We start from the raw sequence: 13,779 nt of genomic DNA, 5'->3' as shown, positions 1-13,779 counted from the left end.
TCACAATGAAAACTTAAATTTTTGAACGAATGAATGTGAGAATCAGGTTGAAGGGAAAATTTTAGTAAAGGTGGTAAAACTATGGGTAAAAACAGTGTAGAGAAAAAGGCTAAGAATAGCAGTGTGCTGATAGGAGCGGCATTTATTATGGCTACATCCGCTATTGGGCCAGGATTTTTAGTGCAGACGGCTAAATTTACGAATGATGTGAAGGCAAATTTTGGGTTTGTAATATTAGTGTCCGTCTTGCTTGCGATGATTGTGCAGCTGAATGTGTGGCGCGTCTTATGTGTGAGCGAGCTGCGTGGGCAAGATGTGGCAAATAAATTATTGCCGGGACTTGGGTATTTTGTGGCATTTCTTGTGGCATTAGGCGGACTTGTGTTCAATATTGGAAATGTTGGTGGCGGCGCATTAGGTTTTAATGCTTTGCTCGGTATTCCTAAAATGGCTGGATACTTTATTTCCGGCGGTATTGCAATAGCGATATTTTTGTTGAAAAATGCAACGAAGGCTATGGATACACTTACAAAAGTGCTTGGTGGATGTATGATAATTGTAATATTTATCGTTATTTTAATTGTAAAGCCGCCAATTGGTCTTGCTGTTAAAGATACATTTATGCCAAGTGAAAGTATTTCAAACTTAATTCCTGCAATTTTAACGCTGCTTGGTGGGACTGTTGGAGGATACATTACTTTTTCAGGAGCACATAGATTGATTGATGCAAAAATCACAAAAGAAGAGAATCTGGCTGAGATAAATAGAAGTTCAGTTATGGGAATAGGAATTGCAACGCTTGTAAGGGTTCTATTATTTTTAGCAGTGTTGGGAGTAGTAATTAAGGGTGTAACTTTGGCGGCTGAAAATCCAGCAGCAGATGCATTTCGTCAAGGAGCTGGAGAAATTGGATATAGATTTTTCGGTTTAGTTCTGCTAAGTGCGGCAATTACTTCTATCGTTGGGGCGGCATATACTTCTGTATCTTTCTTGAAAACATTTAATAAAAATATTGAAAAATATGAAAAATGGGTAATAATAGCTTTTATCGTAGTTTCTACAGTTGTTATGGCAATTGCGGGAAATCCAGCTACATTGTTAATTTTGGCAGGCTCATTAAATGGATTGATTTTACCGGTTACTTTGGGAATTTGTCTAGTCGCTTCACAAAAAAAGTCAATTATGGGAGAAAATTACAAACATCCGAAAGTATTGCTGATATTGGGAATAATCGTCGTGTTAATTACGGCATACTTGGGAGTTGTATCATTAGGAAGTTTAGCAAAATTATTTAGTTAAGACAGAAAGAAGGTATAAGAATGACGGGGAAACAGTTGGAAGATGTAAAAATACTTCCTGAAGGGGATTCAGCCATTTTAATTGAATTCCCAAAAGCTATATCGCCTGAAATTAATGGAAAAATCACTTCACTTGCACATTTGCTGAAGGAACAGCATATAGAAGGAGTGATGGATATGACGCCAGCGTTTTGTTCACTTCTTATTCATTATGATCCACGTGTTATTACATATGGGAAATTATTAAACAGAGTGAATAAAATAATGAAATTAAACTTGGACATGAAGTCAAAAATTAAAAAGGTGTATGAAATACCAGTCTGTTATGGTGGAGAATACGGGCCGGACTTGGAATTTGTCGCTAAAAATGCAGGTATTTCAACCGAAGAAGTTATAAAAATTCATAGTTCAAAAGATTATTTGATTTATATGCTTGGATTCTTGCCGGGATTTTCGTATCTGGGCGGACTTGATGAAAGGATTCATACGCCAAGGCTGGCTAATCCGAGAATAAAAATTCCTGCTGGAAGTGTGGGAATTGGCGGCGCTCAAACTGGAATTTATCCGCTGGAATCACCGGGAGGATGGCAATTAATAGGGAAAACGCCAGTGAAAACGTATGATTCTGACAGAAAAAACCCAATTTTGTTTGAAGCGGGGGATTATATACGTTTTGTGCCAGTTTCAGAAGAAGAATTTGAAAAAATTGAAAAAGAAGTAAATGAGGATAAATACGAGTGTGTCGTGCATATTGAGGAGGTGAAATAATGGGTTTTAGAGTTTTGAAAGGCGGACTTTTGACAACTGTTCAGGATATTGGGAGAACAGGGTACCAAAGTCAAGGTTTTGGGACGTCTGGAGTTATGGATGTGCGTTCCTTTAAAATCGCAAATATGCTTATTGACAATCCTGAAAACGAGGCTGTGCTTGAATTTACAATGATTGGACCGACGCTTGAATTTACGAGCGAAACAATAATTGCAATAACAGGTGGTGATTTTCAGCCGCTAATTAACAAGAAGCCTGCTCCAATGTATACAGCGATTTATATTAATAAAGGGGATGTGCTGGAATTTCAGGGATCAAGGACAGGAGTGCGGGGTTATATAGCTTTTTCGTGCTATTTAAATATTCCTGTAATAATGGGAAGCCGTTCTACAAATATGAAATGTGGAATTGGCGGATTTAAGGGACGTAATTTGAAAGAGGGGGATTATATTTCCTTTAGGATAAGACGCCGATACTTGCCTTATTTTTTATCAAGAACCCTCGACTTGGATGAATTTAATCAGGAAGATGAAGTAATCCGTGTAATAATGGGGCCACAAGATAATCTGTTTACAAAAGAAGGAAAGGAAACTTTTTTAAACAGCGAATTTACGATCACAAATGACTTTGACAGAATGGGATGCCGAATAGAAGGGCCTTATATTGCCCATAAAGAGTCGGCTGACATAATATCGGACGGAATAGCATTGGGAGCGATACAGGTTCCTGCACACGGAAAGCCGATTATTTTGCTGGCAGATAGGCAGACAACAGGCGGGTATCCAAAAATAGCGACAGTCGCAACGGTGGATTTGCCAAAGTTAGTACAAAGAAAAGCAGATCACAAAATCCGTTTCAAGGCAATCAGCGTGGAAGAAGCACAAAATCTTTTAATTGAAGAAATGAATGAATTTACTCAGTTTAGAAAAAAAATTCATGCGCCTTGCAAGGAAGTACTGGATGTAAGAGCTGTGTCCAAAAGGCTTGAGACGTTATTTGAGTAATTATTGCAAAGGTTAAGACTATTTAAGCTCAATCTCTTGAATTATCATTTTTACAGTTTGATTTTTAAGAAAATTTGAGTATATTTTTCAGAAAGGAAAATTAAAATGGATTTAGAACAAATTGAAAAATTAGTAGAAATTATAGAAAAATCAACGCTTAAGGAAATTACAGTGGAAGAAGGCAATCTAAAAATCAATTTAAAGCGTGAAAATAATGCAGAAATTCAGAATGTTCCAAAAAATATAGAAAGAAAGCCAGAAATTGTGGAAGAGCCAGATGAAGAAAGCTTTATCACTTCACCAATCGTAGGAACTTTCTATTCAGCGGCTTCTCCAGAAACTCCTGCATTCGTGCGTGTAGGCGACACAGTGAAAAAAGGGCAGCCAGTCTGCATCGTAGAAGCAATGAAACTGATGAATGAAATAAACTGCGACTTTGACTGCGAAATAGAAGCAGTGTTAGTAAGCAATGAGCAAAAAGTAGAATATGGACAGCCATTGTTTAGAGTGAAAAAAATATAGAAATATCGTAGGAAATTAAGAATTTTAGAGTTATCTTGAAGGTTAAGATAGCTCTTTTTTAATAAAATAAAATTAAAAAAATAATTCTAAGTCAAAAAAACACATATAATAATAGATTTTTATGCAAAATTGTGATAAAATAAAAAGGATAATTTCTTTTGGATATAAAAATTTAAAGGAAATACAAAAAATGGAAAATTAGGACAATGAAAATAATTATCCTTTTCAAAATAAGAGAAGAGGAGGTAAAAAGCGTGAGATGAAATACATAAAGAAATCTTTAATTGTATTTATTTTTCTTCTAATGTCTTTATTTGCGATAAAGTTTTATATTTCTACAAAAAACTTTAAGGGTATGCTGACTTCGATTTTGAAAAGCAGCGGACTGAATGTTGAATTTAAATCTGTTAAACTGATAGGATTCAATAAACTTCAAATTGATAATTTGAAAGTTAAGGATATGGCTGGAAATATAGTTATCTACGGAAAAAGGACTACAGCTGGAATAAGTCTTCTTATGCCGACACGGCTTAACAGAATTGACATTTACAACGGGACTGTAAATCTGGAGCGTAGAAAAAATAATGATTTTAATATTTTTCATGTGATAAAGCCGCAGCCTAACAAGCCGAAAACGTTTGATCCTACGAGCAGAATTGGAAAACTTTATATTCATAATGCAACCTTGAATTATACAGATATAAGTTTTGATAAAAAAATATCGAAAAGGTTGATAAAAGTGAATGGACGGCTGGAAATTGCAAAATCCCGTGGATTTTCACTTTTTGCTAAAGGTGTAGGAAATAAAAATCAAGATGGAACAGTGGAAACGTTAAAGATTGAATTGAAACAGATTGTAAAGTCGAAGCAGTCAATTTATTCGATGTTTGATAAAATAAAGAACAGCGATGACAGGAGAAAGGAATTTCGTCTGAACTTCAGTTTTGAAAATGTCGGGATAACAGAGGAACTGGGACAGTATGTGCCGCTTGAAATGATTACTGCAAAAGGCGGCATATTAAACGGTGTGCTCAAATTGGAAAATGACAAAGTCAAGAAGACAATGCACGCTTTGGGAAATCTGAAAATTCGGAATGGAAAACTTAAATATGTTGACCTGGATGGCGATATTGAAGGGGCAAATGCTTTAATTGACTTGAAAAAGGACAAAATTACAGTAAATGCTAATACAAAGCTGAGAGGAAGTCCAGTATCTCTGATACTGAATTATCTTGTTAAGGAGCAGAAGCTGAATTTAAAGCTCGTTGCGGACAAATTGCCTTTTGAAGAGGTTGCAAGATATAAAATAATTAAAGATGCTAAAATTAAGGCACAAGGAAATGTTACAGGAAATCTTGAAGTGAATGTCGATACAAAAAAGAAAAAAACTGTACTTGATGGGAAATTTTCGTCAGACAATATAAAAATTTCAAATTACAATTTTCAGAATATAAAAACTTCTATGAAAATTGCAGATGAAAAACTGACTTTGACTGATACGTCCTTTGTATTTAATGAAGAATTTTCAGGATTTAAAGTGAACGAAGATGTTAAAGTTTCAAAATTTGTGTATGACTTGAAAAAGAAAACTGGGACAGGAAATTATGTCTTAAATAATCTAGGCTCGGATTTTAATATCAAGACAATTATAGGAAGCGCTGAAATTTCACCTAAAAATATTATAACGGGAACAGCAAGATCTAAAGTTTTAAATGGAAGATATACAGTAAATCCAAAAGCGCAGACAGTAGTAGTAAATGTTAGAAGTAACGGTTACTTTACTGTAAATTACGGTGGAAAAAATTACACAATAAATCCTGATGTCGATAACCTGGTTATAAAATTTAATGAAAAAAATATACTTCGTTCTGGGCAAATTAATGCAAAAATAAAAGATTTGTCAATGCCGTTTGTGAATGCTGTAAATGCTAAAATAAAAATACATAACGGAAATTACAGCATAAATGGAACAGCTGGAATAAAAGGCGGTGGAGTGATAAATATCTCAGGAACTACAACTTCAGATATGAAGCATTCATATTCGTTAAACTTACCTAAAAGCATAGATATTGCAAAACTGCTAAGAGCAAATGGCTACAATTTCAAAGGTTTGAACAAGGCAAAGCTGCCTGCAACGCTTACAGCGAAAATTAGCGGAAATGGGAATAAAATTTCTGGAACGTACAAACTTTACAGCCCTTATGGAGAATATATCGGAGAGTATGAAAAACTGCATGCCAGCGGTAAAATTAATGATTTGGCAAATATGGACATAACAGTTAATACAAATATGGATGAATTGTGGTTTGGTTATCAGAGGTTTAAAAATGTTAGCGGAAATCTGAGAATAAAAGATAATGTTGTAAACATTACAAGTATTCAGAATGAAAATTTGAATGCCAGCGGAAAATTTGATATGAAAACCGGAAAAATGGACGTAAATGCAGGATTAAGAGATTATATGCTCTATAATACCTCTAGCCCAAAAATTAATTTGAGAGTTGGGACATTGGATGCGAGTCTATCGGGAACAATAGACAAACTTTCGGGGGCAATAACGATGCCATCTGCGGTAACGTCGATAAATTCAAATTATGTAGGTGATACAAATGCACGTCTTAGCATAAAGGATGGAGTTGTAAACTTTGAAGATGTGACTTTGCGTGAAAACAGCCTTTATGGGACTTATGACTTGAAGACGGGGATTTCAGATATTGGAATTAGTTTAAATGAGCCTGACATTCCGAAACTTTTGAAAATGAAGGACTTGACTTTTGGAACAAGATCGGATCTTAGCTTAAAAGGAGATTTGAATAATTTTAATCTGGCAGGGCAGGTAACTCTTGGGAATATGAGCTTTAAAACTTATAAAATTCCACATGTTGTTGCAGAGCTTGAATATTCCAATGGAAATATAGATAAATTATTCAAATATGGAACATTCGATTTGCAAAAACTTAGATTTGTTGGAGATAACGAAGAAACATTGTTTGAAACACAGACTAAATTTGATTTGGCAAATGTAAACATTGATTACCAGCTGGAAAAACAAAAGTTTTCACTTGATTCAGTTCAGGATTTGAAAAACAAGGGATACAGCGGAGATATAAATATTGGATTCATGTATCGTGGAAGTTTTGAGAATTTTACAACTGGACTTCAAATTCAGGCGGATGAAATAAAACTTAGCGGCTTTCCTGTGAACAAAGTTGATATTGATTTACAGGCCAATGAGAAAACCTTGAATATAGGGCAGTTTTATTTGGAATATGAAAATAATCCGCTTTTATTAAATGGATACGTTCAGTTTGTACCTATACAATACAATGTTTCGATGCTTGCAAAAGACTTTAACTTAGACTTTTTAGGAGTTAATAAGGATGTTCAGCAGGCAAGCGGTATTGCAAATATAGATACTATTTTTTCAAATGATTCTACGTCAGGACATATTTTGCTGGATAATTTTAACTATAAGACAAAAGACAAGTCAACACTTGTAGACAACGTAAATGCCAATATTGATTTAAATAATAATAAACTTGTGGTAAATAGGCTGGATGGCGGATATAATGGAGGAACTTTTAAAGTTACAGGAGATTTGGATGTTCCAACGATTCCTGCTGATTTTATGCAGACAAAGCGGCTGGAACTGGGGAAATTTGAATTGAATGCGGCACTTAACAAAGTTGGACTGCATTATGGAAAAGGAATTGACTTTGCGCTTACGGGAAATCTTATATTTACAGAAAACAGGCTGTTTGGAGATTTGGTTGTAAGCGATGCAGAAGTGCGTGAAATACCAAACTTTAATTCCAAATCCGAAACAGAAAATTTATCAGAGGAGGCAAAAGCTAAAAAAGCTCAAGATAAGACTGTCGTTGAAGGAATTGTAGAAGAAGTAATTGATAAGATAGTAAAACAATACACAGTTAACCTGAATGTACGGACTGGAAGCAATGTTAAAGTGAATATTCCAAATGTAAGCATCGTGCGAAATATAAAAGGAAAAGTGAAAGGTGCTTCTGAAATTTCATATTCTGGTGGAGAACTTGGAATGGATGGACAATATTCGATTACAAGAGGTTCATTTTCTATAAATGGGAATGACTTTAAAATAGATGGTGCTGAAATAAGATTTTTGCCGTCTTCCAATGGTTCAGCCACATTAATATCAGATCCGTTTGTTATATTTGATGCAAGCACAGTGATAAATGGAGATAGAATAGAAATAAATGTGACTGGAAATGTAAGTAAGCCAGACATTAAATTTTCATCTTTATCAGGGAAGACAAAAGAAGAGATTGTATCATTGCTCGCATTTAATACTGTAGTTGGAAACAGCGAAAGAAAACCGGGAAGTACCGAGGAAAATTCGGCTGACGGACTGGTAGTGGCAGGCTCTTTAGTTAATAGTGCATTAAATGAGTTGCTTTTTTCGTCAGTAACTGGTAAAATTAAAGATGTACTGGGAATATCAAAATTTGCTGTTTCAACGAATGTAAATCATTCGGATAAGACTGGAGAATACAGTGCAGCAACAACAGTAACAGTTCAAGATAATATCTACAAGGATAAATTATTCTGGAACGCTTCATTTAAATTCCCATATCAGACTTCAAAATCTGAAGAAAAAATTCCAATGGGATATAACGCATGGCTTAGCTATAATGTTACAAATGGGTTAGATTTGCGACTTGGGGGAGAGAGTATAAACAAAAGCAGAACAAGCGCAAATATGAGCAATGGAGCAAGAGTAAATTATTACTTTGGAATAGATTTTTCAACGAGAGGCGATACACTTGGAGATATTTTCAGAAAAATGTTTAGAAAGAAAAAACTTGATACATTAAAAAAATAGGAGGAAAGATGTCAAAACTAAAAGTAAAAAACAAGGTTTATGCTTTGATTATTGCAGTAACATTATTCGTATCTGTAAATAATTTGTCGCATGCTGAAGAAAAAAGAGGGATAATTGGAAAAGAATTGGCTGATAATACAAGCAGCGCTACAGAAAATGAAGTGCAAAATGATGAAATATCAGATGTCAAAATCAGATATAGTCAAGAAGAAATTGACATGGCTAATCAATTATCAGACAAAGTGAAGAAAAAAAGAAAAAAAGAAAAGAAAAAAGAAACAGCAAGAAATAGAAGAAGAGGAAAAAATAACGATATTTTTGAAGCTCAGGAACTGGCAAGAGAGGATCTGAAAGTTGGAACAATTGAATTTTCTCAGCTAAAGGAAGTTTCACCAGAGCTTCTGATGTCTAAGATGCCTGTAAAGACAGGAGATAACTATTCAAATAAAACTTTGAGTGACATTTATTTGGCACTTAAGAGACTGGGATATGTATCAGAAGTCAATGTTATTCCTAAAATAAGAGGAAATAATGTAAATATAGAAGTTCAAGTCGCAGAAGTGGAAAATGCGGGAACGGTTCTGCAAAGACAGCAAATGCAGGAAGAAATGCAAAAGGAAACAGAATACACAGTAGCAAATGTAGACATTGAAGGTACAAGCAAGCTTAATAAGGAAGATTACTTAAAAGATTTGCCAATCAAAGCGGGAGATGTTTTCGTTCCTCAAAAAGCGGTTGACGGAGCCCAAAAAATATTTAAATCGGGATATTTCTCTACAGTTGAACCAAAAATTGACAGAAAAGTTGACAATACTGTTTCAGTAGTTTACCAAGTTAAAGAAAATCCAGACATACAAAGTGTAAACTTTGAAGGTAATACTCTTTATAAATCTGAGGAATTGGAAAAAGCGCTAGGTGTAAAAAGAGGAGAAATCTTAAATGGTAACTTATTAAATCCAGATGACAATGGAATTCTTAAATTATACGCCAAAGATGGGTATTCCCTTGTAAGAATTGACTCAATAAATGTTTCAAATGAAGGGGTTGTAAATATTGGATTAACAGAAGGAGTTATTGATTCTGTTGAATTTGAAAAAGCGCCAGAGAAAAATGATAATGAAAGACAATCGTCAAGACGTTCTGTTTTAAGAACAAAACCTTATGTGTTTGAAAGATATTCAGAATTAAAGCCAGGACAAATTTTCCAAGAGAAAAATATAGAAAGTACAGTAAGAGAACTTTATAGAACAGGTATGTTCACTAAGATAGTACCGTCTATTGAAGGAAAAGAAGACGATCCGAATGCAAGAGTTATAAAGCTGCTTGTGGAAGAACGTCCAACTACTACAATTAATGGAAGTATTTCTTATGGAACTTCAGTTGGATTAGTAGGAGAACTTAAATTGGCGGACTCAAACTTCTTAGGAAGAGGACAGGATGCGTCGGCTACACTCTCAGCTTCAAATAAAGGTGATAAAACATTTGAGCTTAGATGGTTTGATCCTTGGCTGAGGGGAACAGAGCAAGTTCAACTTGGAGGATCGATTTACTGGACTCAATCTGTAGATGACAATGCTGATGCTGATGAAGTGGAAAAAGTTAAGAAAATAGGAACTCGTTGGACAATTGGTAAAGGGCTTAATAAAGACATTGGAGTAAGCTTCTCTGCAAGATTTGATAACTATAAAGAATTGTTTGCAAATAAAAAGGTAAACGACAAATATAAATTATTTGCATTGGGGCCAACACTTACTTTTGATACAAGAGACAACAAGTTTAACCCTACGAAAGGGCTTTATGCAACAATGTCATATGAAAGAGGGGAACTTATAAACGATCCTAGAAAATATGATCAGTTTGAAACAGATTTAAGAGCTTACCATCCGACATTCTTTGGTGATAAGAACATAATGGCATACAGAGCGGCTTGGGGAACAACAGGAAGCGGAACACCGGAAGCCTTAAGATTTAGTATCGGTGGAGCGGAATCAGTTCGTGGATATGAATACAGCGCATTTGACGGATTTGATAAATTCCATGCGACAATTGAAAACAGAACAAAAATTAATGATACATTACAGTTAGTAGCATTCTTTGATATAGGGAACGCTTGGCAAAATGAGTCAAGAGATCCTATTACAGGTAAAAAAATCTACAAACCAAACAGAAAAGATGCTCATGACTTCAAAGATCTTAAAAAAGGTTATGGAATTGGGGTAAGATTGAATACACCAATTGGACCGTTAAGATTTGATTATGGTTGGCCAATGGATCCTGAGAAAAAAGGTGAGAAAAAAGATAAAGGTAAGTTCTACTTTAGCTTTGGACAATCATTCTAGTTTTTTCATACTGATTAAAATATAAACTAAATAATTATAGGGGGTGATTAATTTCATCCCTATAATTTTATAAAAAATAAAGAAGGAGAGATCCAAAATGTATGATATTAAAGAAATTGCAAAATTAATAAATGGAGAAATCAGAGGAAACGATGAATTGAGTTTTACAAGACTTGCTCCGTTTTTTCATTCAACTGAGAAGGAATTAACTTTTGCTGCAGATGAGAAAATGTTGAAAAATATGGATAAATGTAATGCAGGTGCCGTGATTGTTCCTGATTTGCCAAATTTACCTGAAAATAAGACTTTTATTGTTGTAAAAGGAAATCCTAGAGAGTTAATGCCGATACTACTAAATTATTTTAAGCCTAAATTACAGCCGTTTGAAAATCAGATAGAAAATTCTGCACAAATCGATGAAACTGCAAATGTATCAAAAATAAATACTTATATTGGACATAATGTAAAAATTGGAAAAAATACTGTTATCTATCCGAATGTGTCAATTTTTGAAGGGACTGAAATAGGTGATGACTGTATAATTTATTCAAATGTTACAATACGGGAATTTACAAAAGTTGGAAGAGGGACTATTTTACAGCCTGGGGCTGTGATAGGAGCTGACGGATTTGGATTTGTAAAAATTAATGGAAATAATGTAAAAATCGAACAGATTGGACATGTAATCTTGGGAGAAGAAGTTGAAATTGGAGCAAATTCCTGTGTTGACAGAGGAGCAATTGGAGATACGATTATTAAAAAAGGTACAAAAATCGATAATCTTGTTCATATTGCGCATAATGATATTATTGGTGAAAATTGTCTGATTGTAGCTCAGACTGGTATTTCTGGAAGTGTGGAAGTGGGAGATAATTCGACTCTTGCAGGACAAGTTGGAGTGGCAGGGCATCTTAGAATTGGAAATAATGTAGTGATTGCCGCAAAATCTGGAGTAACTAATGATGTGCCAGATGGTAAGCAAATGTCAGGTTATCCACTTCGTGAACATATGGAAGACTTGAGAGTAAAAATGGCGATGGGAAAAGTCCCTGAACTTGTAAAACGAATGAAAAAATTGGAAAAAGAATTGGAAAAAACGGAAGCGAAAAAATAAAAATATAAAATTTTGCACATCAAAGTTGTGAAATTTTAAAACTTCCTTGACTTATTAATTCAAATGATGTAGAATAAATAACAGATAATAAAAAATATTATAAATAGAGAGAGAAGGGAGTTATAGATGAAAAAAATACTTTTAGGTATCCTTATGCTTTTGTGCATAGTCAGCTGCGGATCAGGGCCTGATAAGACAGTATCAAAGTTTATTGACAATGTAAAAGCTGAAAAAATGAAAGAGGCGGCAAAATATGCAATGGATGACAGTTTTGAGGGGAACTTGGATGTTAAATATAACAACAAGATTCAAGAACTGCTTTTCAAGACATTATTAAAAAATCTTGAATATAAGATTGTTAAAACAGAAAAACAGGATGATGAAACAACGATTGTAACTGTGGAAGTAACAAATGTGGATGTTGAAAAAATATTTTTACAAGTCTTCAAAAAAATGACGCAGGAAACTTTTTCAGGAAATGGTTCTCATTCAATGTCAGTTGATGACAGATTTAAAGAGGAACTTGAGGCAAAAGACAAGCCAAAATCAAAAAATGTCACAAAATTTGTAGTCAAGAAAACAGCCAATGGAGAAAAAATAGTTTTAACAGCAGAAAATATCGACGTATTACTTGGTAAATTAAACACAACATTATCAAACTTGAACACACTTGGTGGAACAGAAGAAGAAACAGCTGTAGAATTACCGGAAACAGGGCCATCAACTGGACTATCACAAAAACCCGAAGAACTTAGAAACCAAAATAAATAAAATAGTTTAAAGTAATAAATAAAACAATCATTCTTTTACTTGTAAAGTGAAGTTTGGTTGTTTTTTATTTACAGGAATTTTTCAAATTAATTAAAAAAAAATTAAAAAAAGTTGATTTTTAAATATTTTTATTGTATAATTGTAGTGTAAAAAAATAAAAAAGGGAGGAACTGTAATGGCTACATCAAGTTTTTTAAGATTGCCAGAGTTTAAAACTGAGAAGGAAATAGATGGTTTAATAAAAGCATTGGAGAATGATAGAAAACCAAAATTGACTGGTGTGAAAGCTGAAAAAATAACAGATGAAAAAAGAATTAGAAGGATATTGGATAAAAAAAGATGAAAATATCAAGACTGTCAATAAATGATTTGTTGAAATACGATACAGAAGAATATATAAGAGAAAAAATTTTAAATACATTTAGTAGTAGAGAAAATAATAATGTAGAAGATTTTTTACATAATAAAGCAATATTTTTTGAGAAAAGTTCTATTTCAACAACGCATTTAATTTTTGATAATAATGATACTTTATTAGGTTATTTTTCAGTAGCAAATAAAAGTTTAATATTACCAAATGAAAGATTTGAAAATTTAAGTAATAGTAAACAAAAGAAATTAATACAAAGTGGACAAAAGGTTGGTAATGGATTTTACTTAGTAAACAGTTATTTATTAGGACAATTAGGGAAAAATTTTAATTTATCAGAAAGTGAACAAATAAAAGGGAATTTTTTATTATCACTTGCTTTTGAGTTATTGCTGGAGGCAAAAGAATTGATAAATGCAAAATATGTCTGGTTGGAATGTAGAAATTCGGAGAAACTTATAGATTTTTATAAAAAATTTGGTTTTGAGAAGATAGATAATTTTATTTCTAAAGACGGATTGGTTGTTATGATGATGAAATTGGATAGAAAAAATTGATTGGAATAAAAAATACTGCTGTTGATTTGGACGGTGGTATTTTTTTGGTTTTCTATTTGATTTAAGAAATGAATTATCTTGTTTTTTTGTATAGAATGTGATATTCTAGTAATGTGATTTTTAAAAATATGCTTGAATCAAATTGAAATTGGACTTATAAAATTAAGTTAATTTGGTT

At 33.5% G+C, this 13,779-nt stretch carries 10 protein-coding genes; all 10 read left to right on the top strand.

Annotation, left to right across the window (positions count from 1 at the left end; genetic code table 11):
• Positions 1-81 precede the first annotated feature (81 nt).
• Positions 82-1,299 (top strand): NRAMP family divalent metal transporter, encoded by a 1,218-nt coding sequence (locus HW275_RS02945; RefSeq protein WP_218975080.1) that lies wholly within the window; start codon positions 82-84, stop codon positions 1,297-1,299.
• Between the two features lie 20 nt (positions 1,300-1,319).
• Positions 1,320-2,066 (top strand): 5-oxoprolinase subunit PxpB, encoded by a 747-nt coding sequence (gene pxpB, locus HW275_RS02940; RefSeq protein ID WP_218975079.1) that lies wholly within the window; start codon positions 1,320-1,322, stop codon positions 2,064-2,066.
• Positions 2,066-3,070 carry a biotin-dependent carboxyltransferase family protein gene (locus HW275_RS02935; RefSeq protein WP_178935017.1) on the top strand — a complete coding sequence of 335 codons (1,005 nt, stop codon included), beginning with the start codon at positions 2,066-2,068 and terminating at the stop codon, positions 3,068-3,070. The genes pxpB and HW275_RS02935 overlap by 1 nt, the downstream gene beginning before the upstream one ends.
• Positions 3,071-3,175: 105 nt before the next feature.
• Positions 3,176-3,592, top strand: coding sequence for an acetyl-CoA carboxylase biotin carboxyl carrier protein (gene accB / locus HW275_RS02930; RefSeq protein ID WP_178935015.1), 417 nt, complete (start codon positions 3,176-3,178; stop codon positions 3,590-3,592).
• Positions 3,593-3,851: 259 nt separating this feature from the next.
• Positions 3,852-8,450: a translocation/assembly module TamB domain-containing protein gene (locus tag HW275_RS02925; RefSeq protein WP_178935013.1), complete on the top strand. Its 4,599-nt coding sequence runs from the start codon at positions 3,852-3,854 to the stop codon at positions 8,448-8,450.
• 8 nt (positions 8,451-8,458) lie between these two features.
• Complete coding sequence (locus HW275_RS02920; RefSeq protein ID WP_178935010.1) at positions 8,459-10,789, top strand: outer membrane protein assembly factor; 2,331 nt, start codon at positions 8,459-8,461, stop codon at positions 10,787-10,789.
• A 97-nt stretch (positions 10,790-10,886) separates the two neighbouring features.
• Entirely contained in the window at positions 10,887-11,903 is a 1,017-nt protein-coding gene (gene lpxD, locus HW275_RS02915; RefSeq protein WP_178935008.1) for a UDP-3-O-(3-hydroxymyristoyl)glucosamine N-acyltransferase, read from the top strand.
• Between the two features lie 126 nt (positions 11,904-12,029).
• Positions 12,030-12,674 (top strand): DUF4878 domain-containing protein, encoded by a 645-nt coding sequence (locus HW275_RS02910; RefSeq protein ID WP_178935006.1) that lies wholly within the window; start codon positions 12,030-12,032, stop codon positions 12,672-12,674.
• Positions 12,675-12,849: 175 nt separating this feature from the next.
• Positions 12,850-13,017: a hypothetical protein gene (locus HW275_RS02905; RefSeq protein ID WP_178935004.1), complete on the top strand. Its 168-nt coding sequence runs from the start codon at positions 12,850-12,852 to the stop codon at positions 13,015-13,017.
• Entirely contained in the window at positions 13,014-13,601 is a 588-nt protein-coding gene (locus HW275_RS02900; RefSeq protein ID WP_178935002.1) for a GNAT family N-acetyltransferase, read from the top strand. The genes HW275_RS02905 and HW275_RS02900 overlap by 4 nt, the downstream gene beginning before the upstream one ends.
• The last annotated feature ends 178 nt before the right edge of the window (positions 13,602-13,779 follow it).

It is taken from the genome of Leptotrichia sp. oral taxon 223 (genome assembly GCF_013394795.1).
Lineage (GTDB): Bacteria > Fusobacteriota > Fusobacteriia > Fusobacteriales > Leptotrichiaceae > Leptotrichia.
The sequence above is the reverse complement of the archived record's forward strand: the minus strand, read 5'-3'. Positions and strand labels throughout refer to the sequence as shown.